This window comes from Thermanaerothrix sp. (assembly GCA_026417795.1).
GTDB lineage: Bacteria > Synergistota > Synergistia > Synergistales > Synergistaceae > Thermanaerovibrio.
Map to the genome: position 1 here is coordinate 1 of JAOACP010000020.1, position 21,849 is coordinate 21,849.

19 protein-coding genes are annotated in these 21,849 nt (G+C 56.5%); all 19 read right to left on the bottom strand.

Annotation, left to right across the window (positions count from 1 at the left end; genetic code table 11):
• Positions 1-61: 61 nt before the first annotated feature.
• The 19 genes from N2315_05635 to N2315_05725 all read right to left on the bottom strand — a co-directional run bounded on the left by N2315_05635 (position 62) and on the right by N2315_05725 (position 21,761).
• A complete protein-coding gene (locus tag N2315_05635) occupies positions 62-1,396 on the bottom strand; it encodes a thymidine phosphorylase (protein MCX7828674.1) in 1,335 nt (444 codons plus the stop codon).
• The gene (locus N2315_05640; GenBank protein ID MCX7828675.1) at positions 1,386-2,216 is read right to left on the bottom strand and encodes a purine-nucleoside phosphorylase; all 831 of its coding nucleotides are present in this window, start codon (positions 2,214-2,216) and stop codon (positions 1,386-1,388) included. Before N2315_05640 ends, N2315_05635 begins: the two co-directional genes overlap by 11 nt.
• 5 nt (positions 2,217-2,221) lie before the next feature.
• Complete coding sequence (locus N2315_05645) at positions 2,222-3,076, bottom strand: tyrosine-type recombinase/integrase (protein MCX7828676.1); 855 nt, start codon at positions 3,074-3,076, stop codon at positions 2,222-2,224.
• Positions 3,077-3,116: 40 nt separating this feature from the next.
• A complete protein-coding gene (locus tag N2315_05650; GenBank protein ID MCX7828677.1) occupies positions 3,117-3,692 on the bottom strand; it encodes an NUDIX hydrolase in 576 nt (191 codons plus the stop codon).
• 12 nt (positions 3,693-3,704) lie between these two features.
• Complete coding sequence (locus N2315_05655; protein MCX7828678.1) at positions 3,705-4,625, bottom strand: methionyl-tRNA formyltransferase; 921 nt, start codon at positions 4,623-4,625, stop codon at positions 3,705-3,707.
• A complete protein-coding gene (def, locus tag N2315_05660) occupies positions 4,622-5,107 on the bottom strand; it encodes a peptide deformylase (protein ID MCX7828679.1) in 486 nt (161 codons plus the stop codon). The genes N2315_05655 and def overlap by 4 nt, the downstream gene beginning before the upstream one ends.
• Before the next feature lie 81 nt (positions 5,108-5,188).
• Positions 5,189-6,688: a S1 RNA-binding domain-containing protein gene (locus tag N2315_05665; GenBank protein MCX7828680.1), complete on the bottom strand. Its 1,500-nt coding sequence runs from the start codon at positions 6,686-6,688 to the stop codon at positions 5,189-5,191.
• 22 nt (positions 6,689-6,710) lie between these two features.
• Complete coding sequence (gene ispH / locus N2315_05670; protein MCX7828681.1) at positions 6,711-7,550, bottom strand: 4-hydroxy-3-methylbut-2-enyl diphosphate reductase; 840 nt, start codon at positions 7,548-7,550, stop codon at positions 6,711-6,713.
• Complete coding sequence (gene miaA, locus N2315_05675) at positions 7,547-8,497, bottom strand: tRNA (adenosine(37)-N6)-dimethylallyltransferase MiaA (GenBank protein ID MCX7828682.1); 951 nt, start codon at positions 8,495-8,497, stop codon at positions 7,547-7,549. The genes ispH and miaA overlap by 4 nt, the downstream gene beginning before the upstream one ends.
• A 1-nt stretch (position 8,498) precedes the next feature.
• Positions 8,499-10,250: a DNA mismatch repair endonuclease MutL gene (mutL, locus tag N2315_05680; GenBank protein MCX7828683.1), complete on the bottom strand. Its 1,752-nt coding sequence runs from the start codon at positions 10,248-10,250 to the stop codon at positions 8,499-8,501.
• Positions 10,237-12,813, bottom strand: coding sequence for a DNA mismatch repair protein MutS (mutS, locus tag N2315_05685; protein MCX7828684.1), 2,577 nt, complete (start codon positions 12,811-12,813; stop codon positions 10,237-10,239). Before mutS ends, mutL begins: the two co-directional genes overlap by 14 nt.
• Entirely contained in the window at positions 12,814-13,245 is a 432-nt protein-coding gene (ruvX, locus tag N2315_05690; GenBank protein ID MCX7828685.1) for a Holliday junction resolvase RuvX, read from the bottom strand. It lies immediately after the preceding gene.
• On the bottom strand, positions 13,242-15,893 hold the full coding sequence (gene alaS / locus N2315_05695) for an alanine--tRNA ligase (GenBank protein MCX7828686.1): 2,652 nt from the start codon (positions 15,891-15,893) through the stop codon (positions 13,242-13,244). Before alaS ends, ruvX begins: the two co-directional genes overlap by 4 nt.
• 78 nt (positions 15,894-15,971) lie before the next feature.
• Positions 15,972-17,246, bottom strand: a complete 1,275-nt coding sequence (locus tag N2315_05700) for an amidohydrolase (GenBank protein MCX7828687.1) — start codon at positions 17,244-17,246, stop codon at positions 15,972-15,974.
• Between the two features lie 17 nt (positions 17,247-17,263).
• A complete protein-coding gene (locus tag N2315_05705; GenBank protein MCX7828688.1) occupies positions 17,264-18,502 on the bottom strand; it encodes an adenosylhomocysteinase in 1,239 nt (412 codons plus the stop codon).
• A gap of 57 nt (positions 18,503-18,559) precedes the next feature.
• Complete coding sequence (mtnA, locus tag N2315_05710) at positions 18,560-19,564, bottom strand: S-methyl-5-thioribose-1-phosphate isomerase (protein MCX7828689.1); 1,005 nt, start codon at positions 19,562-19,564, stop codon at positions 18,560-18,562.
• A complete protein-coding gene (xseA, locus tag N2315_05715; GenBank protein MCX7828690.1) occupies positions 19,557-20,789 on the bottom strand; it encodes an exodeoxyribonuclease VII large subunit in 1,233 nt (410 codons plus the stop codon). The genes mtnA and xseA overlap by 8 nt, the downstream gene beginning before the upstream one ends.
• Positions 20,776-21,222, bottom strand: coding sequence for a transcription antitermination factor NusB (nusB, locus tag N2315_05720; protein MCX7828691.1), 447 nt, complete (start codon positions 21,220-21,222; stop codon positions 20,776-20,778). The genes xseA and nusB overlap by 14 nt, the downstream gene beginning before the upstream one ends.
• On the bottom strand, positions 21,219-21,761 hold the full coding sequence (locus N2315_05725; GenBank protein ID MCX7828692.1) for a hypothetical protein: 543 nt from the start codon (positions 21,759-21,761) through the stop codon (positions 21,219-21,221). Before N2315_05725 ends, nusB begins: the two co-directional genes overlap by 4 nt.
• Positions 21,762-21,849: the final 88 nt, after the last annotated feature.

Here is a 21,849-nt window from a genome sequence, read left to right on the forward strand (position 1 = left end):
AAAGATCCCTGCCTTCGTTTAGATTTTTACATGAGGCAACCCGTCTCGTTCGTTTAGATTCTTAAGAGAGGCAACATAGGGGATAAAGGATGTCCCCCACCAAGGGGATGGGGTCTACCGGGTCTTTAGAAACCGCCAAAGAACCACTGAGCGCCTCAGCGACTTCCTCCGCAGATCCCTTAGTCCTGCCTAGAACCTCCAACAACACATCTCCTCTGCTCACCGCCTGCCCCACCGAACAGTGAACTTTTATGGCCACCCCGTGATCAATGGGATCTTCCTTCCGCATGCGTCCGCCGCCCAGCGCCCGGAGGGCCTCCCCTATAGCCCTGGTGTCAATCCTGGCCATAAAACCTTCTTCTCTGCAGACCACGCAGGCCCGCTCCGGCGCCAAAGGCAACAATTGATCCCAGGTGGAAGGGTCGGTAACATGGGGGTCTCCACCCTGGCGCTCCACCATCATGGCAAACCTCTCAAGGGCCAAGCCATCATCCAAAGCGCGACGGCACATATCAAGGGCCTCATCGGGATTTGATGCTTTACCAGCCAAAAGCACCATCTCCCTGGCCAGCAACAGGGAAACCTCCCTTGTTGAACTGGGGCCCTGCCCCATAAGCACCTCAAGTGCCTCCCGCACCTCCGCCGCGTTGCCAACCCAGCTACCTAAGGGCTGCTCCATGCTGGTAAGCACCGCCCTGCTCGGATGCCCAAGGGAACTAGAAAGATCCACCAGGAGCCTTCCAAGGGCCGTGGCACCCTCGTAGGTTTCCATCAAAGCCCCACGTCCCCATTTCACATCGAACACAAAGCCATCGGCACCTCCAGCTATCTTCTTGCTGACGATGCTGGTGGCGATCAGCCCCATAGAAGGAACCGTGGACGTGACGTCCCTGAGGTGGTATAGCTTCCCCTCCGCAGGAGCAAGCTGAAGCGAGTGGCCGCTTACCGCACAACCTATCTGGGTCACCTGGGCCTTGAAATCCTCTATGGATAGGTGCATGTTCATCCCCGGTATGGATTCCAGCTTGTCCACCGTGCCTCCGGTAAATCCAAGCCCCCGACCGCTCAACTTCGCCACCGGAATTCCAAGGGATGCCACCAGGGGGACCAAAACCAAGGTAACCTTATCACCAACTCCCCCGGTGCTATGTTTGTCCACAGAAAAACCCACCGCTGGAAGTTTAAACACATCTCCAGAGTGGGCAAGGGCGGTGGTTAGGTACGACATCTCCTCCACCGTAAGCCCCCGTATAAAGGCCCCCATCAGCCAGGCAGCAGCCTGATAGTCCTTCACCGAACCGTCCATGAGGCCCCTTACAAAACCCTCTATATCAGATCTGGAGTGCTCCCCTCCATCCCTTTTCACTTCGATGAATTTGAGGATGTTAAACCCCACTCTTCATCACCTCCAAAAAGGCAGGCAGAAGCTTACATAGATCCACGGTGGCCCTCGATACCTCCGACAGGACCTCTTCATGGGTCAGTTTGGTCTTAGAAATCCCCGCCGCATAATTCGCCACGCACGAAAGGCCCAAAACCCTCATCCCCATGTGTCTTGCGGCTATCACCTCGGGCACCGTCGACATTCCCACCAAGGTTGCACCCAACCTTTGCAGCATCCTTATCTCCGCAGGGGTTTCAAAACTAGGACCCGGCATGGCGGCGTAAACCCCCCTGCCGATCACAACCCCAACCCGGGATGCAGCCCGCTCCATCATGTCCATCAAGACCCTGTCGTAGGCCTCCGTCATATCCGGGAACCTTACACCCCAACGATCCTCATTGGGACCCATCAGAGGATTTGCCCCCATAAGGTTTATGTGGTCCTCTATGAGCACCCACTGACCCGGCGAGTAAGAGGTATCGATGCCGCCGGAGGCATTGGTGACAACAAGCGTCCCAGTTCCCCATTCCCCCATGACGCGGACTGGGAACACCACCTCTTCCATCGAATACCCCTCATAGTAATGAACCCTACCCTGCATAACCCCAATGGTAAGGCCGTCAATGTTGCCTATCCGCAAAACCCCCTGGTGCCCCGGAGCAGTGGATCTGGGCCACCAAGGGATCTCCTCATAGGGTATGGAAACCGGGTCTTTCAAGATTTTAACGAAGTCCCCCACCCCGGATCCCAAAACCATCACAACGTCGGGGGCGGAAGGAACCAGCTTCTTAAGGGTCCCAAGCGCCTCAAGAACCTTGTCCCTAGGTGTCACTGGCATCAACTCCCTTGCGATCTAGGATGACTTCTGTCATAGACATCTCTGAGTTCCAGGTCGAAATGGGTATATACTTCGGTGGTCCTAACCGACGAGTGCCCCAAAAGACACTGAAGGGCCCTCAGGTCCATGCCGTGCCTTAGAAGATGGGTAGCACAAGAATGGCGCAGCACATGGGGGTGAAGCCTCGACGAAGCTATGCCGGCTTTCGTTCCCCTGCGTCTTATGATCTTCCACACATCCTCCCGTTTAAGCCCCTTGCCCCCATTGGAAAGGAAGACTGGGCCGTCGGATGATCCCCGCATGGAAAGATACCGCTCCAAGGCCTTGCGGGGCTCACCAACCAAAGGCAACACCCTAACCTTTTCTCCCTTGCCAAAAACACGAACGGTACCGGAGGACAGGTCCAAATCCCGCATGGACAACCCGCACAGCTCTGAGGCCCTAAGACCGCACCCATAAAGCAACTCTATTATAGCCCTGTCCCTTACGTCCAAAACCCCTTCTCCTGACGTGGCCTCAAGGAGCCGCGCAACCTCCCCCTCTGTCAGAATCGAAGGCATCGCAGAGGGTTTGGAGGGCAGCATCGGCACCTTGCCGGGCTCCTCCCCGCACTCCCCGAGGAAACGGCTTAAAGACCTTATACAAGCTCCAGCCCTCTGAACCGAGCTCTTGGCATAGCCCAACCGCTGAAGGTCAACGAGGAACAGAGATACCGTTTCGGGATCCGGCGGGATGGCGTCCCTGCCTCTTTTTGCGCAAAAATCGGCATACTTAATGAGATCCAATCGGTACGCGGAGATGGTGTTACCACTTAAGCCTCTCTCCAACGCCAGGTATTCCAGGAAAGACCCCATCCGGGGATCCATCGGAAAGTTTAAGCCATCTACCATGGCCTTAATCACCTACAGGTGGAGTTGTAATGCAAAGATCCCTCATGGAATTTACAAACCACAGGATGGCCAGGATCGTCTTACCATCCAATATCTCCCCACTTGAGACCATCCCTAAAGCAGCTTCCACGGTGACCGCATGAACCTTCACGAACTCATCGTCATCGCAATCCAATGGATCTTGCACCAGTTCCTTGCCTACGAATATGTGAATCTCCTCATCACAAAATCCGGGGGAGGGGAAAAAAGAAGGGCCCCTTTCCAGGACACCGACCCTACAGCCGGTCTCCTCCCGGAGCTCCCTTTGAGCAGCCCCAACTGGATCCTCTCCCTCCTCAAGAAGTCCTGCGGGGATCTCCCAGATCACCTTCTTGAGCGGATGACGATACTGGCGGATCAGCAGTATTCGCCCATCGTCCAACACCGGCAAAACCGCAACCGCCGGCCTATGAATAGCCACCTCCCGGAAGGTGGTCCTTCCATTGGGCAGCTCAACCTCATCCCTGGCCACCGATACTATCTTGCCTTCGTAGAGCATCTCCCTTTGAAGGAACCTCTCGGACAGATTGGAATCGGACAAGAAGATCACCTCTCACTCCCAACGGCAGTCCACCTCGTAGGACCTTAAACCAGCCAACCAGGACTCCCCTGACATGGGCCTTTTCCCATCCGGCTGTACCTCCAAAAGGATAAGACCCCGCTGGTCGTTGCACGCCACCACCGGGAGTTTACCCCTTAAATAGCCATTTCCTGCCTCAAGGCCAGGGGGGAGCTGATGATCTATGGATGCCTTAAGGATCTTAACCCGTTTCCCGTTGACCGTAGACCAAGCCCCGGGGCGAGGTGCAAGGGCCTTAATCATACAAAGGATTTCAAAAGCCCCCTTTCGCCAATCAACCCGGGTCTCTTCGTTGCTGATCTTTGGGGCATAAGTGGGTTCCCCCGCCTGAGGAACCGGGCTGAACGAATGGGGGTCCTTTAGAAACTCAGCGGTCATCTCCGCGGAGAGCGACGCCAGCTTGGCCATGAGGGTTCCCGCATCATCGGAATCATCTATTATGCTTCGCCGCTGCATGAGCACTGGCCCCGCGTCCATCTCCTCCACCAACCGGAACAAGGTGACGCCGGTCTCCCTAAGCCCCATCCAAAGAGCCCGCTGGATAGGGGCGGCCCCCCTTAAAAGGGGTAAAAGGGATGGATGAAGGTTTAAACACCCAAACCTTGGAAGGCTAAGCAAGGGCTCCCTGATGAAGAACGAACAATCCACCACAAAAAGGGCGTCCAACCCTTGGTTAGCAAGGGAGCGGACGCTCTCCAGGGGAGAGGATGTCCGGAGCACCCTTATCCCCAACCGGGAACAAGCTGCTTCAACATCCGTGGGCCTCTCCTTATACCCTCTGCCGGCGGGCCTTGGGGGCTTGGTAAGAACCCACTGAGGGTACACCCCAAGATCCGCAAGTCCATTAATCCAAAGAGCACCAAAGGGACCAGCGCTTAGGATTCCCCAGTTCATAGCTCCTCCGTGGACCTCTTCTTAAGCTTGGATGTTATAATATGCCGCCTCATGGGGGAGACATGGTCTATAAGAAGCTTACCCTTGAGATGGTCTATCTCGTGCAAAAACACCCTGGCAAGGAAGCCTTGAACCTCCATCTCCCTTAAACTGCCGGTCTCATCTTGAAAACGCACCCGTATCCTGGTGGGCCTATGAACTTTCACGAAGATGCCCGGGAAGCTAAGACACCCCTCTTCCCCTTCTTCGTCGCCATCTGCCTCAAGGACCTCAGGATTTATAAGAACGTAGCGATCCCCATGGTAGTCAATGACCGCCAGACTCTTGGATATGCCCACCTGGGGCGCCGCAAGCCCCACCCCGTCCTTGGCATACATGGTGGCCCACATGTCAGCCAAAAGTCCGGACAGGTCAGGCCCAAAGTCCTCCACCGGGCTCACCGGCTCCCTCAAGACCGGATCTGGGAACACCCTAATTTTCATTATATTTCCCTTAATATTACGCGACATGATTAGAGCTTAAGGGCCGGTCCGAAGACCGGCCCGTGCACCTCCATCCTATGATTACTGATTAAGGTTCAGGTGATCTCCTATGGTGAAGGTGAACTCCTCCTGCTGGGGGAAGAGCTGCTTTGAGGAACCGTGAGACTCCTCCCTGGAAGGACGGCGCTTCCTCTCCTCCTTGCGCTCCTGGACCGGTTCCTCCTCCAGGGCCCTCAAGCTCAAGCGTATGCGCCTTTCCGCAGGGTTAACCTCCAATATCTTGGCCTGTACCTCCTGTCCCTCCTTCAGGACGTCGGAAGGCTTCTCCACCCTCTGACGGCTCAGCTGGGAGATGTGGATGAGTCCCTCAACCCCATCCTCCAGCTCCACAAAGGCCCCAAAATCAGCCAGCCGCACAACCTTGACGTTAACCACCTGATCCTTGGAGTACTTCTCAGCAACACCGCTCCAGGGATCGTTGAGCTGCTTGAAGCCCAACCCTATCCTGCGGCGGTCACCGTCCACCTCAAGGATCACCACCTCAACCTCCTGCCCCTTCCGGAGGACTTCCTTGGGGTGCTTCACCCGGCTCCAGCTGAGGTCACCTATGTGGATAAGCCCCTCAACCCCAGGCTCTATCTCCACAAAAGCACCGAAGTCCGCCAGGTTGGTGACGATCCCCTTGGTCCTTTGGCCAACGCTCCACCGGGAGGTTACGTTAACCCACGGATCCTCCTGGGCCTGCTTAAGGCTCAGGGATATCCGGTTGTTCTCCCGGTCTATGCCTATCACCTTGACCCTTACCCTATCACCCTTCTGAACTATATCCTTGGCCTTGGCCCCCCTCTGCCAGGACAGCTCGGTCACGTGAACCAGCCCCTCAAGGGCTCCAAGGTTAACGAAGACGCCGAAGGAGGTCACGCTGCTCACATCCCCCTCCAGGATGTCACCCTCGTGAACGTTGGCGTAGAAATCCTCCCGCAGCGACGAGAGCTCCTCCTCGAGGATGCTGCGCCGGGAGAGAACCAGGCGGCGCTTCCGGCGGTCCTTCTCCACCAACTTGACCGGGAAGGTCTTGCCCACCAGGTTGGAGGGGTTAATGCCACGCCCCTCTTCTGCCAGATGGGAGATGGGGATAAAACCCTCGAGGCCACAGCAGTCCACTATAAGGCCGCCCTTCACCTTCCGGATGCCTTCCACCTCTATGACATCCGATTGGGCCAGCTTCTCCTCCAGTACGTTCCAACGCTCATCGAACTCACAACGCCAACGGCTCAGGTTAAGCTGGGCCTCCTCACCCTGCCCCACGTTGGTAACCTGAACCCTTATGCGATCCCCTATCTGGGGCTCCCCGACCTTCTCAACTATGGCCCGGTGGGTCCACTCGCGCCGGGGCAAGAAGCCCTCGCACTTGTAACCCACGTCCACAAGCCAACCGTCCTCCCGGGCATCCACCACCGTGCCCTCCACAACGCTGCCCCGATGTATGTTCACGGAGTCAATCTGCTCCATGATGCTCTCCATCGTCTCAGGCTCCGGATCACACACTCCGGAATTGTTAATCATCGACTCGTCCACCATACCTCTCCATCCTCCTCGCGACCTACAGTTTCTCAAGCCTTTCTATCAATTCCCGGATTAACCAGTCCGGCGTGCTCCCGCCGGCGGCCAAACCGATGGAACCCCTTCCTCTAAGCCACCCCAGATCCAGCTCATCCGGATGCTCTATCCACAACACCGAGGCCCCGGCCTCCTGCGCTATCTGAACCAGCTTCCTGGTGTTGGCACTGTTCCTCCCGCCTATCACCAGGATGCCATCCACCATGGACGCAAGCTCACATACCGCCCTCTGCCGCTCAAGGGTGGCGCTACAGATGGTATTATACACTCTAACCTCAGGAACGATACCCACAAGAGCCTTGGCCACGCTTGAAAAAACTTCCATTTTTTGCGTGGTCTGGCTCAGAACACCCACCTTGGCAAAGCTAGATAACTTAGGAAGGGCAGGATCGCCGTCTCCGGACACCACCACCGCAAATCCCTTCACAAATCCCAGTATCCCCCTGACCTCTGGATGCTCCCCATCCCCCACTAAGACCACCGGGTATCCCTCTGCGGAGAGATCTCTAGCCCTCTCCTGAGCTTTCCTCACGAAGGGGCAGGTACCATCTATTACCTCCCCGCATTTCCGGAACGCCTCCTCCAACAGGGCTGGAGCTATGCCATGGGCCCTTACGAAAAGGGGAACACCGGGGGGAACCTCATCCAAATCATCCACCACAACTAACCCCCTAGCCTTAAGGCGCTCCACCTCTTGGGGGTTGTGAATAGGACTGCCTATGGAGTAAACCCGCCCACGCTCCTCCAAGGCCCTCTCCAATGCCTCTATGGCCCTCCTGACTCCGAAACAAAGACCCGTTGGATTTGCCGCAAGGACCTTCATAGCCCGTCCTCCATCCGACGCAGAACCTCCCCCCGGACCTCTTGAAGAAGCGTTTCCGGGGACACCAAGGAAAGATCGTACCAGCGATACACAGGGAACCGCTTAAACCACGTCATCTGACGCCTGGCAAATGCCTTGGTGCAACGCACGTCTAGCGCCATGGCTTCCTCAAAGGTCATCTCCCCCTTGGCCCAGGCGACCAACTCCCTGTACCCAAAACCCTGCATGGACGGCAATCGTTCGTCAAAACCGTTCGAGAGGAGCCAAAGAACCTCTTCCGGATAGCCCGATTGAAACTGCTTCTTCACCCTTTCCTCTATGCGTCGATACAGCTCATCTCTTGGCCTGTTCAGCCCTATGTAGATCATCCGGAAACCGCCTGATGAAGGAGGGTTATTCCGATACCACCAGGTTGGGGGTTTACCGCTGGCTTTGTATATCTCAAGCGCCCTGACTATCCTATGAGAATCATTCGGATTTATGCGGGCCGCCGAATCGGGATCCAACGACTTAAGCTCCTCGTACATGGCGCCCCTGCCCCGCTCCTGCATCTCCAACTCAATGGCACGGCGAACGTTCATATCCGACGGAAGATCCGACAAAACCCCACCCTCAAGGGCCTTGAAGTAGAACGGCGTGCCCCCCGCCAATATGGGCACCCTCTGGCGCTTAAGTATCCTTTCCACCGCATCGGAAGCGCACTTAACGAAGTCCGCCACGGAGAAAACCTGATCCGGATCCGCAACATCTATGCAGTGGTGGATTATCTTGCGCCTAACGTCCGGTGAAACCTTGTCTGTCCCAACGTCCAGATAGCGATATATCTGTCTTGAGTCCACGGAGATTATCTCCCCGCCCAACTCTTCCGCAAGAAGCAAACTAAAGTCCGTCTTTCCCACCGCCGTGGGACCTATTATCGCTGGCAAAACAACGGCTCGATCTCTCATTTTACCTCCCAAGCCTGGACTCAACGTCGCCCCAGGGGACTACAAAAAACGTGGACCTACCATGGGGACACTTATGCGGTACAGCACACCGGAACAGCTCCCTAATCAACCGGACAGCCCCTTCGGGATCTACAAGTTCGCCAAGCTTCATGGAACGCTTACACGCCCTCTCCGCCATGCGCCGCAAAATAAGGCCCTCCTCCGTATCCCTCCCGTCATCACTGGACGCACTTGAAACCGCCCAGCGCAACCACTCCACGGGGGACACATGGAACGCGGAAAGGGATTGGGGAATGCCTTCCAACCAAAGGGTCTCAGGCTGCCCCAAAGTAAAACTAAATCCCAAGCGCTCCAATACACCCATGTAGAGCTTCACCTTCGAAGCCACCGAGGAAGGCACCTCAACCGGGAAGGCTAAAACCTGCGTCCCCCCGTAGGATCCATTGACTATCCGCTCGAAGGTTATCCTCTCCTCCGCCGCATGGGGATCCAGGAAGAGAACCCCCCGGGGAAGATCATATAACAGGTACCCTCGGGAGGTCTTTCCGATGTAAGACACATCCAACGGACCATCCACTCCAAAGCCATTGCCCCCGATGGAACCAGTGGGCGTTTCATCACCTTCAGGGACGATAAAACCTTTCCCTAAGACATCGGAACTAGGGTCTTTCGTATCCCAACCGAGGCCAGAGGGCTCAGAGCTTTCCCCCCTCTGAAAGGGGGCAAGATCCGCTTGCCTTAGGGAACCCATTATCCCATGGCTTAGCTGAGCAACGTTAAAACGGCGGCCATTTACCGACACTGCGGTTCCAACAGCGGACTGAGCAGCTCCATAAACGACGTTGAAGATGTCCCTCGGCCTTTTAAAGCGCACCTCCCCCTTGGTGGGATGGACGTTAACATCCACATCCTCCGGAGGAATGTCTATGAAGACAACCCACTCTCCCTTGGCGGAACCTACAGCTCCCTGAATCGCCGCCCTTATGCCGGTATCCCATATCCGCCTTTGATTCACAAACATCACCATGCCGCCACGGCCCTCACCATGGCCGCTCCAAAAGGCCAAGCATTTAACCCCATCCATCTCCGCAAAGCCTTCCCTGGGATCGCCCCCCCACAGGGCCTTAACCGCCTCCCGTTGGGACCCCGTCGGCCTCCGATCAAGGATTCGCCTGCCATCGGACGCCAAGGTAAACCACCGGTCATGCCAAACCAAGCTAACCTCCTGGATAAACTGGCTTATCCTGCGGGTCTCGGCGGCTGCGGCCCTCAAGAACTTCCTCCTGGCCGGGAGGTTGTAGAAGAGCTCCTCCACCCTTACGGTGGTACCCCCTTGACAGGGAAGTCTGTGGCAAGCCAGCACCTCGCCCCCTTCACACCGAATGAGCCCCCCCACGTCATCCCCTTGGAAACGGCTCCTTATCTCCATGCGGCTTACCGCACCGATGCTGGCCAAGGCCTCTCCCCTAAAGCCCAGGGATCTTATGTTAAACAGGTCATCCAGGGACTTTATCTTGCTCGTGGCATAACGCAAAACCGCCATTGGAAGGTCTTCAAAGGGGATGCCCCTTCCATCGTCCTCCACAACTATCCAACTCTTCCCCCCCTGAGACAAGGATACGCTGATGCGTCCCGCCCCAGCGTCAATGGAATTCTCCACCAGCTCTTTTACCACAGACAACGGCCTCTCTATTACCTCTCCGGCGGCTATCTTCTCCCGTACTTCCTGGGGCAGGTGTTCAATCCTTACCACGCGGTTTATCCCCCCCACCCCTTAGTATGTCCAAAGCCCTCCTCCTGAGATCATATATCTTCTCCAACCCCTGAAGGGGGGTCATGTTATCCGGATCACAGGCCGCCAACTCCTCTATAATACCGTCCACCCGGGGATCAAAAAGCGAGAGCTGTACAGCCCCGGAAGGGACCTCAAAAGCGGCTCCGACATCCCTTTTACGCCTTCCCTCAAACATCTCCAGCAGCTCCCTGGAACGCCGGAGAACGGATTCCGGGAGCCCCGCCAACCTTGCAACCTCCACCCCATAAGACCTGTCGGCGGGCCTTGGAACCACATGGTGCAGAAACACCACACCCCTTGGGGTCTCCTCCACCGCAACGCTCCAGTTGCTAACCCCCGGGAGCTGCTCCGCAAGGACCGTCAGCTCATGATAGTGGGTGGCAAATAGGACCTTCACCCCAACATCGGACCTGTGATGCAGATACTCCATCACCGCCCAAGCTATGCTCATCCCGTCGTCGGTGGACGTCCCCCTGCCTATCTCGTCCAATATCACAAGGCTCCTGGGCCCCAAGCCGTTCAATATCTGTGCGGTCTCCACCATCTCAACCATGAAGGTGCTCTGGCCCCTCACCAGATCGTCCCTGGCACCTATCCTGGTATATATCCTGCTAAAACACCCCACCCTGGCATGGCTTGCGGGGACAAAGGAACCCATCTGGGCCATTATCGCAATGAGAGCCCCCATCCTAAGGTAGGTCGACTTGCCTGCCATGTTGGGCCCGGTCAAAAGGATCATGCGCCTGGCTCCACCGTCCAAATACATGTCGTTAGGGGTAAAGGGCTCAGGATGCAATGCAGCCTCCACAACCGGATGCCTGGCATCCTTGAGATGAAACACGTCTCCAAGGTCCACCTGAGGCCTGGAATAACCCCTCTCCACCGCCGCGGTGGCAAGGCTCTGAAGACAATCCAACTCTCCCACCAGCACTGACAGGGACTGAATCTCAGGGGTAGCATCAAGTATCTTGGATAAAATATCGTTCCATACCTGGGCCTCCCTTACGCTAACCGCCAGGGAGGCCTTGGACATCCTGGATTCAAACTCCTGAAGCTCCTGGGTTACGAACCTCTCGGCGTTTACCAGGGTTTGGCGCCTTATGTAGTAATCGGGCACCCTGTCAACATTGGACTTGCTGACCTCTATGTAGTAACCAAAGACCTTGTTATACCGCACCTTAAGACCCTTTATGCCGGTTCTTTCCCTCTCCCTTTCCTCAAAGGCGGAAAGCCAGCCCTCGTGGCCGTCCACGAAGGAGCGAAGCTCGTCCAACTCCCTGTCGTATCCTTGCCTGATAACGGGGCCCTCAGAAAGGTCCTTCGGCAGCCTATCCTCCAAAGCGGCATCCAACGTCACCTTAAGGGCCTCCAAGGCGCTGGATGGTTTTATGCGCCACCTATCCGGAAGCACGTCAGCACAGGCGGCAACCTCCGGAAGGGCGGACACAAAGTCGCGGCACAGTCCCGCGTCCCTTGGGCCTCCGGTTCCAAGGTGGAGCCTCGACACCGCCCGTTCCACATCCCCCACGGATCCAAGGGAAGAACGAATGGCACTTAAGACCAAAGGGATCTCCACCAAAGATTGAACAGCATCAAGTCTTAGGTTTATCTCATCGGGATCGTTAAGGGGATGCAGGATCCACTCCCTCAAAACCCTTTTGCCCAGAGGGGTTACGCAAAAATTAAGGACAGAAAACAGGGAGGAGTCCCTGGGTTCTAAAAGGTCAAGGTTCCTTTGGGATGTGAGGTCAAGCATTAGCCCCTTCCCAAGGCATACCCGCTTAAGAGGCCTTATATGCCCTATTGACCTGAACTGGGTTTCCTCCGCATAACGAAGCACCGCCCCCGCGGGACCTAAGGCAGGATCCCCGCTTTGGAACCCCAACCCCTCCAGTGTGGCTACCCCAAGGCGCTGCTTCAGCAACAGCTCGTTCGCCGCCGGGGAAAAGAGATCCAGTTCCCTCTCAACCCATCTCCAAGGCATATCGTCGGGCACCTTACCCTTGGGAACCAAAACCTCCGTGGGCGAATAGATAGACAGCACCCCCTGAATCTCCAACGCGGACACCATGCCAGCCTCGAATTGGCCAGTGGAAAGGGATATCACCGCAAAGGCCCATTCCCCGCCAACCGGTTCACAGGCCGCCAAATAGACGTCCAAGGATCCCTCCGAAGGCACGAAGGTCCCGGGGGTCACTAAGCGGACCACCTGCCTTTTAACCAGCGTCTTGCCATCTGGTTCGGAGACCTGCTCACAAATGGCCACCTTACGCCCTTGTTCCACCAACTTGGCCAGGTACTGCTCCACCGAATGATGGGGCACCCCCGCCATGGGTATCGATCGATCCTGATCTCGGGCGGTAAGGGCTATGTCCAAAAGCCGGGACGCCTCCTTGGCATCGTCGAAGAACAGCTCGTAGAAATCACCCATCCGGAAGAAAAGAAGGTAGTCCCTGTACTTCTCCTTCCAGTAAAGGTACTGCTCAAGCATGGGGGTAAGCTTAACTCCTTCGGGTAGCAACTAAACGTCCCTCCTGGAGTCAAGATAGCTTTGCAACAAAACCGCGGCGGCCACCTTGTCCACCTTTCCCTTTCTCTTATCCCTTCGCATATCCGCCTCCAGGAGGAACCTCTGGGCTATGGCGGTGGTAAACCTCTCGTCCAGCGTGACCACTTCCACATCCCCAAGTACACCTTTCAGCTCCTCCAGCCAGGCCTCAACCCTAAGGGCTTCAGGACCTAAGCTTCCGTCGGTTCGCCTAGGCAGCCCCACTACCACCAGGGATACCTGATTCCGCTGGATGAGCTCCTTGACCCTTGCGGGCCATCCCTCTTCCATCTTAAGGACCTCCAGGGGAGACGCAAAACAGCGAGAGGGGTCGCTCAAGGCGACCCCAATCCGCACCTCCCCGAGATCCAAGGCCATAATCCTTCCCTTGGAATCAACGGTCATCCTTTGATCATTCCTCCGATTATCTTCTCCACATCCTCTTTGATCGAAGACACCCTGCAAGACACCTGCTGACCCCAAACCCCGCCTCCCTGCGCGGTGTTGGCCTTTCCTCCCGCGTTGAAGCCCCAGAGGGCTCCCAGCTCCTTTATAAGCGCTCCGGCCTTAACACCCCTGGAAACCGCCTCGTCGGAGACCATCACCACCACCAGGAACTTGGAATCGTTCTTGGAGACCATAACAGAGACTGACAAGGGGTAACGGCCCTTCACCATGTCTCCCATGGCCCTCAGGGCTTCGGCATCGGCCCCCTCGGTGAAGAAGGTTACCACGTGTACGCCCTTAACGTTCAACGGGGTTGACAGCTCCCTCTCAAGCTCTCCGGCGCTTAGGGACAGCCTAAGCTGTTTAAGTTCCTTTTCCAGCCCCCTCGTCTCCCGAACCAGTTCCTCCACCCTCTGGGGCACACCTTCGGGATCCACCCCAAGAATGGACGAGGCGCTCCTTAGGGCATCAAATGCCCTGCGATATCCCTGAATGGAGGCCATCCCAGCTGTGGCGGTTATCCGTCTCAGCCCAGAGCCAATTCCCTCCTCCCGCTTGATCTTGAAGAGCCCTATCTGGCCGGTGGAGTGAACGTGCGTCCCCCCGCAAAGTTCAGTGGAGAAGTCCTTCACCGACACCACACGGACGGTATCGCCGTACTTCTCGTCAAAAAGCGCCCTCGCTCCCATGGCCCTGGCGGAATCCAAGTCGGTCTCCAGGGTGGAAACCGGAAGGTCCATCAACACAACCTCGTTTATGATGTCCTCCACCCTAGCAATCTCATCCCAGGACATGGGCGCAAAGTGGTTGAAGTCAAACCGAAGCATGTCCTCCGCCACCAAGGACCCGCTCTGCCTTACGTGCCCCCCAAGGACCCTTGAGAGGGCTTCGTGCAGCAGGTGCGTGGCGGTATGGTGGCGCCTTATGTACCACCGCCGTTTTGAGTCCACACGACATTTAACCTGCTGTCCGACCTTGAGCAACCCACTAAGTATCGTTGCCCTATGGGATATGAGCCCATCCATCGGACATTGAGCGTCCTCCACCTGAGCCTGGCCGCCTTCCCATAGGATGCTGCCAGTGTCTCCAACCTGTCCCCCCTTCTCCCCATAGAAGGGGGTCTCCTTAAGGAAAACCTCCACCGACTCTCCGGCGGATGCTTGATCCACGGCCTTCCCGTCCACCACAAGGGCCACCACGGTGGAGTCCATTTCCTCGGCCTCATAGCCTGCGAAAACGGTCTTGCCATGGCCTAGAACGTCGGAGTAAACTGTGCGTTTGACCGCGGAGGCGGTGTGCTTGCTGCCCGATCTAGCCATCTCTCGCTGGCGCTCCATGGCCTCCTCAAAGGCTACGGAATCAACTGTCATACCGTGCTCCGCACATATCTCCGCGGTCAGCTCCAGGGGGAAGCCATAGGTGTCATACAGTTCAAACGCCGCCTGCCCAGGGAAGGTGCTACCCCCCCCAGCCTTAAGCCTTGATATCTCATCCTCCAAAAGGACGCTTCCCTGCTCCAGGGTCTTCAAGAAGCGCCCTTCCTCAAGATCCAAGACCTGGTGGATGGTGGCCCTGTGCTCCAACAACTCAGAATACGGATCCCCCATGAGCTGCTCCACCACCGGCAGGATCTCCTTTATGAAGGGCCCGTCAATTCCTATCAAGCGGCCAAAGCGGACCGCTCTCCTGATGAGCCGCCTTAAGACATAGCCGGCCCCCTCGTTGGAGGGAAGGACACCGTCCGCCACCAGGAAGGCGGCGGCTCTTACGTGGTCGGATATGACCCGCACCGCAAGGTCCGACTTGGGAGAGGCGCCGTATGACACACCTCCAAGCGAACAGGCCTTATCTATGAGGGGTTTGAAGAGATTCGTCTCAAAATCGCTCCTTACCCGCTGTACCACCGAAGCAAGCCTTTCAAGCCCCATGCCGGTGTCTATGTTCTTCTTGGGAAGTGGCGCGAGGTTTCCTGCCTCGTCCCTGTTGTACTGCATGAACACCAGGTTCCATACCTCAAGGTACCTGTCGCAGTCACATCCAACCCCGCAGGTGGGCTTACCACAGGAGAACTCAGGCCCCTGGTCGTATATTATCTCGGAGCAGGGCCCACAGGGACCAACGGGACCGGCGGCCCAGAAGTTATCTTCCTCCCCCATGCGGATGATCCTGTCCTTTGTGATGCCAACGGAGTTCATCCAGATGGACTCCGCCTCGTCGTCATCCCTGTATATGGTTACATACATCCTGTCCGGCTCCATGCCGACCCGCTGGGTGAGAAACTCCCACGCCCACGGGATGACCTCCCCCTTGAAGTAATCGCCAAAACTAAAATTGCCGAGCATCTCAAAGAAAGTGTGATGCCTGGCGGTCCTGCCAACGTTATCTATGTCGTTGGTCCTTATGCACTTCTGGGCAGTGGTAACGCGGCTGTGGTTCGGCGCCTTAAGACCTAGGAAATAGGGCTTGAAGGGCACCATGCCGGCTATGGTAAAAAGAAGGGTGGGATCGTCGGGTATGAGCGAAGCACTTGGGTACCTGGCACAACCCTTTTCCTCAAAGAAGGATAGGAACATCTCCCTTAATTCTGCAGCGGATCGCCACTTCAACGGCCATACCCCCATTTATTTAATCTAAAAAATCAACCTACAAGATCAACGCCGCCGGTTTCAACCACAAGAGGTGGATCACCCCTTTAAAAGCTCCTCCCGGCTTCGCAGCGCCTTCTGTATTATCTTCTCTTGGTTCAGGTGCGGGAACCTACCCTCCTGGTATAGCACACGGCCTCCCACCATCACCATGTGCACATCCGCGGAGGAACCGGCATAGACCAGGTACTCAGGGAGGGTTTTCTCCGACACCCCCATGTAATGGGGGCCCCTTAGGTCCACCACCATAAGGTCCGCGGAGAACCCCTCTCTTATAAGCCCCACGTCATGGAAACCCAAAGCCAAAGCTCCGTTCCGGGTGGCCATCCGCAAGGCCTCCCTTGCGGATATGGCGGTGGGATCCTTTCCTGCTCCCTTGTGTATGAGGGCCGCCATGCGCAGCTCTCCCCACATGTCCAAACGATTGTTGCTGGCAGCTCCATCGGTGCCCAGGGCTACGCAGACGCCCTTTTCAATCATGCGGGCTAAAGGCGCAAAGCCGCTTCCCAGTTTCATGTTGCTCGACGGGTTGTGCACCACCGTAACGTTATCCCGGGCCAAATAGGACATGTGCTCCTCCCTGAACCAAACCCCATGAGCCAGGATGAGGCTTTTAACCTCAAAGAGCCCGCTTCGGGCCAAGAGCTCAACCGGGTCAACCTTTAGCTCCTCCCTTATGTAGTTATCCTCCCACATGGTCTCAAGCCAATGGGTGTGGACCCCCACATCCTCCGCAATCGCCAACCTTCCGACCTCTGCTAGAAAGTCTGGCGGAACCGTGTAGGGGGCATGGGGGCCAAAGAACCCCACAAGACCGCTTCTTCCCTTAAGCTCCCTAACCAGCGAAAGCCCGTCCTCCAGTTTGGAGCGGTCGTCGCCGGTGATACCCCGGGAAAGGTTCGCCTTAAGCCCGCTCTTGAGGGCTCCTTCCGCCACCTGGTCCATGAAGAAGTACATGTCCCCAAACGCCACGGTGCCGGTGGATATCATCTCAAGGGCCGCAAGCAAAGTGCCGTTCAAGACATGCTCCGCCTTAAGCTTGGCCTCCACTGGCCATATCCTTTCCCTAAGCCAATCCATAAGGGGAAGTTCCTCCCCCAGCCCACGTAACAAAACCATGGCCACGTGGGTATGGGCGTTAACAAAACCGGGCAAGACCGCAAAGTTACCTCCGCCGTCCAGGAGAAGATCTCCCTCCCCTTCTCCTGTCTCAAATACACCGGCCACCTTGCCGTCATTGACCACCAGGTCCCCCCTCACGGGGGACCGCATCTCCGGGTCCCATATGATGACGTCCCTAAATAGCAAGCCCACTCCAATCCCCTCCGGCATCAATCCCTAAAGGAGTTGAGGTATTCCCTCTGCTCGTCAGTGAGCTCCTCCAGGGAAAGGTTAAGGCTTTGCAGCTTAATCCTGGCTATCTCCTCGTCCAACTCCAGGGGCATGGGATAAAGTCCAGGGTCCATAGGATTATCCATTAAATGCATCGCTGACAGCAACTGGGATGAGAAGCTCAAATCCATTATCTCCACCGGATGGCCGTCCCCTCCAGCAAGGTTTACAAGGCGCCCCTCCGCCAACAGGTGCAGCTCCCTGCCGTCTTCCATGGCGTAGGTCCTTACCCCCTCCCTGGAATTCTTCACGGAGCGGCTCATCCTCTCAAGATCCGGCAGGGAGACCTCCACGTCAAAGTGGCCGGCGTTAGCCAATATGGCCCCGTTCTTCATGAGGGCAAAGTGTTCGCCCCTTATGACATTAACGTTACCGGTGACGGTTATGAAGAAGTCACCCTCTCGGGAGGCACCCTTCATATCCATCACACCAAAGCCGTCCATATGGGCCTCTAAGGCCTTGTGGGGGTCCACCTCCACCACGATGACCCTGGCGCCAAGGCCCTGGGCCCGCTTGGCAACTCCCTTGCCACACCAACCGTAGCCTACCACCACCACACAGCTGCCGGCCACAACACGATTGGTAAGCCTCGATATGGCATCCCATACCGACTGACCGGTGCCATACCGATTATCAAAGAGGTATTTGCTCAGAGCATCGTTGACAGCTATCATGGGAATCCTGAGGATACCCTCTTTATTCATGGCCCTGAGGCGTTTTATGCCAGTGGTGGTCTCCTCACAGCCCCCCAAAACACCGCTGAGAACCTCGGGCATCTCTGAGTGAAGCATGTACACCATATCGGCCCCATCGTCTATTATGAAATCCGGAGCTTCCCTAAGACACTTCCTAAGGTTCTCCGAGTACTCCTCCATGGACATGCCCCTTCTGCTGTGCACCACAACCCCCCTCTCCACAAGGGCGGCACAGACGTCGTCCTGGGTGGACAATGGGTTGCTGCCCGCCGCAAAGACGGTGGCTCCAAGGTCCTTAAGGGTTAAAAGAAAACACGCGGTCTTGGCCTCCAGGTGCAGACAACACGCCAGCTTTCGTCCTGCCAAAGGGGAAGGGGAAGCGTAACGATCCCTCAGGGCCCTGAGCACCGGCATGTACCTCCAAGCCCACTCTATCTTCCTGCTCCCAGACTCCGCCAAAGACAGGGCATCCGCCTGGCTCATTTAAACCACTCCCCCTTGTTTTAATGATTTAACAATGTTTCAGGGTCATTCCCAACCTTACAACCCAAGAATGGAGCTTATGGAGGCCCCATAGGGGGGATACAGCACCCCCTTCTCGGTTATTATGGCGGATATCATATCATTAGGGGTGACATCAAAGGATGGATTCCAGACCGGGTATTCCTCGGGAAACAGCGCCTCATCCCCCAGCACCCTAACCTCATCGGGGGACCTTTCCTCTATGGGGATCGCTTCTCCGGAAGGGCAGCGAGGATCAAAGGTTGAAGAGGGGGCCGCCACGTAGAAGGGAACACCATGATGTCTGGCCCCAACCGCCAATGAATAGGTCCCTATTTTATTTGCCACGTCGCCGTTCATGGCCACCCTGTCAGCCCCAACTATCACCGCATCAATCCTTAGGGTCCGCATCAGCCAATGGGCCATGGAGTCACAAATCACGGTAAATTTTATACCCTCACAAAACAGTTCAAAGGCGGTAAGCCTTGCCCCTTGAAACCTTGGCCTAGTTTCATCCACAAAAACCTCCAGGTCCTTACCGGCCTCGGCGGCAGCTCTTATTACCCCAAGGGCCGTGCCATATCCACCGGTGGCGAGGGAACCGGTGTTGCAGTGGGTTATGATCTTGGCGCTATCGGGCAAAAGGGCGCAACCGTTGGCCCCTATGGCCTTGTTTATCATCACGTCCTCTTCCCATATGGAAAGGGCTTCTTTTAACATGGCCTCCCCCCGCCTCTTAGCGGGCAGATCCATATGGGCCTTCATTCGGTCCAAGGCCCAAAACAGGTTCACCGCAGTAGGCCTTGTGGCCCCCAATACCCCTATGGCCCGCTCAACATCCCTGCCAGCCATGGCATCCAAAGCCACCCCAAAGGCCGCGGCTATGCCTATGGCGGGAGCTCCCCGAACCGCCATGGAAACTATGGCAGAGGCCACCTGATCCGCACTGAAACACTTTAAATAGTTAACCTGAAACGGGATCAGTCTCTGGTCAAGTATCTCCAAGGCCATATCTTCCATTGAAAACCTAAAGGAATCAGGCATCCGCAACGTCACCCCCCAAAGGCAAAGGCGCAATCACCTCACCTAAAACCGCCCCATCCTTGAACCTTAAGACCACCCGCTGCCCAACCGCAAGGGCCTGGGCAGAAACTATCTTGCGCCCCTCCATATCCTCCACCTCTGCATATCCCCTGCCAAGGATCCACAGAGGGGACAGGGACCTGATGCGGGCGTCCAAAGACCCAAGAAGCCCTTCAAGACGCGTTACCCTTAAATTTAATGAAGACTTAGAAGCCCGCAGGAGATCTGAAACTTTAGCCCCGTTGGCATCCAGCAAGTAATGAATGGATCTGGTCATGTTGTTTTTGAGGGTTAACAGTTTTCCCTGCGGAACTGTTATGCGTCGTTGCACCGATGATTTAGATAACCTTACGCTGCCGGCCACACGAATCAATAGATCCCTCCGGTCCGGGAAGACCCTCTCAGCCGCTCCGGAGGGGGTGGGGGCGGAAAGGTCCGCCGCCATGTCTGCTATGGTAAGGTCCACTTGATGGCCGACCCCGGTCACCACGGGAAACGGACAAGCCCTGATGGCCCTTGCCACATCCTCATCGTCAAAGGGATCCAGATCATCCCTTGATCCTCCTCCACGGACCAGCATGACACAGGACAGATCCTCCATGGCCGAGGCCTTCCTAAGGGATGAGACTATGGCACCGGGGGCCTCCACCCCCTGCACCACCGAGGGTATTATGAGCAAGGGGCATTGAGGGAACCTCTCTCCAGATACCCTTATGACATCTTGAAGGGCTGCTCCGGTGGGAGAGGTGATCACCGCCACCCTTGAGGGGACCGCAGGGATAGGTCTCTTCAAACGCTCATCAAAAAGCCCTTCTTCCTCAAGTTTCTTTTGGAGGAGCTCCTTCTGCCTTGCCCTGTCACCCACCCCCAGAGGATACAATCGGCTTACGATCAGCTGATAAGCCCCCCTGGGGGGATATAGGCCCAAACCGCCTCGCACCGCCACATCCTGTCCATCATTCGGCCAATGCAACACAGAAGATGCGCTGGAACGAAACATGGCGCAGCTTATCCTGGACGATTTGCCTAAAAGGGTAAAGTAGACGTGCCCGCTGGAGTGCCGTTTAAGTCCCTCTATCTGGCCTTGAACCAAGATGTCTTGAAACTCCCGTACCTTAAGGGCCTCCCTTATCCTGTAGGTAAGGGAGTCCACGTCAAGGACGCGATCCCCATCAAGCTTCCCCATCCGAGGATGCCTCTTTCGATAAATCCTTGAACATCCGGCCCAGTACACCGTTGACGAACTTACCTGATTCGTCGGTTCCAAAGAGCTTGGCCAGCTCCACCGCCTCGGATATGGCCACGGGGAAGGGGACCAGCCTCTCCACGTGCCCCTCCAACAGGGCCAGCCTTATGAGAACCCGGTCAACGGAAACCATCCTCTCGGGGCGCCATCCCACCAAATGTTCCCGGAGCAACCCCTCCAAAAGCTCTCGCTCCTTAAAAAGCCCTCTCACCAAGGCCGCCGCGTAGTCCCTGACCTCCGGCTCCTCCTCTTCAAGCGGCAGAGAAGCCAACACCTTCTCTATGGGCAAGTCCTGACGCATGTCCATTAAGTAGCCCAACTGCAGGGCAATCTCCCGGGCCCTTCGCCGCTTCTTGGGCAGTTCCCTGTTCATCTCCCCTTTTTCACCTCTTTGATCACCGAGTCTACCAACTTCCTGCCGTCATCGGTCAACGCAAGCCAAGCCACCCCATAGGCAAGCCCTCCTGCGATTATGGTTTTTGCTATACCCTTAAAACCCAACTGGGCCAACACCACCAGAGCGGAGGCCCCGGCGCCCCAAGCGATAGGAGTCCGCCATACTGGACAAGATGCGTGCTCGATCTCTTGAGTTCGCTCCACCCAGTGGATGGCCACCTTTATACCGGATCGCTTAAACCGGGATTCCAAAAGCCGACCTACCCTGTCAAGCTTTTCTTGCGGCTCCCCTTCTGGGAAGCCTATGAAGATGTTAAGGGTGTCCATATCCCCAACGAAGGAAACCTCTTGGCAAACGTATCCCCCCGGCAGCTGAAGGGCTACAAGCCGCCGCATGCCGTCACCATCTAACCATATCTTACCAAGCTTGTTGGACTTCCAAAGGTACATCATCGTACGAACACCCCCCAAAGACCAGAAGCAGAGCCGGAAAACCCCAAGCCACCACAACCCCAAGCCAAAAATCCAACATCTCCCTCACCCGTCCAACGGGCTAATGCCAGATAAGCCTAATCCTAAGTATCATTTCGCGGCACAAAGTTAT

What these genes read in the sequence shown, in the direction of transcription:
- N2315_05665 (MCX7828680.1), bottom strand. Translation starts at nt 6,688, where the DNA reads ATGGTGGACGAGTCGATGATTAACAATTCCGGAGTGTGTGATCCGGAG.
- N2315_05655 (MCX7828678.1), bottom strand. Translation starts at nt 4,625, where the DNA reads ATGAACTGGGGAATCCTAAGCGCTGGTCCCTTTGGTGCTCTTTGGATT.
- nusB (MCX7828691.1), bottom strand. Translation starts at nt 21,222, where the DNA reads ATGAACAGGGAACTGCCCAAGAAGCGGCGAAGGGCCCGGGAGATTGCC.
- miaA (MCX7828682.1), bottom strand. Translation starts at nt 8,497, where the DNA reads ATGAGAGATCGAGCCGTTGTTTTGCCAGCGATAATAGGTCCCACGGCG.
- ruvX (MCX7828685.1), bottom strand. Translation starts at nt 13,245, where the DNA reads ATGACCGTTGATTCCAAGGGAAGGATTATGGCCTTGGATCTCGGGGAG.
- ispH (MCX7828681.1), bottom strand. Translation starts at nt 7,550, where the DNA reads ATGAAGGTCCTTGCGGCAAATCCAACGGGTCTTTGTTTCGGAGTCAGG.
- xseA (MCX7828690.1), bottom strand. Translation starts at nt 20,789, where the DNA reads ATGGGGAAGCTTGATGGGGATCGCGTCCTTGACGTGGACTCCCTTACC.
- N2315_05645 (MCX7828676.1), bottom strand. Translation starts at nt 3,076, where the DNA reads ATGGGGTCTTTCCTGGAATACCTGGCGTTGGAGAGAGGCTTAAGTGGT.
- def (MCX7828679.1), bottom strand. Translation starts at nt 5,107, where the DNA reads ATGAAAATTAGGGTGTTCCCAGATCCGGTCTTGAGGGAGCCGGTGAGC.
- mtnA (MCX7828689.1), bottom strand. Translation starts at nt 19,564, where the DNA reads ATGCCTGATTCCTTTAGGTTTTCAATGGAAGATATGGCCTTGGAGATA.
- N2315_05705 (MCX7828688.1), bottom strand. Translation starts at nt 18,502, where the DNA reads ATGAGCCAGGCGGATGCCCTGTCTTTGGCGGAGTCTGGGAGCAGGAAG.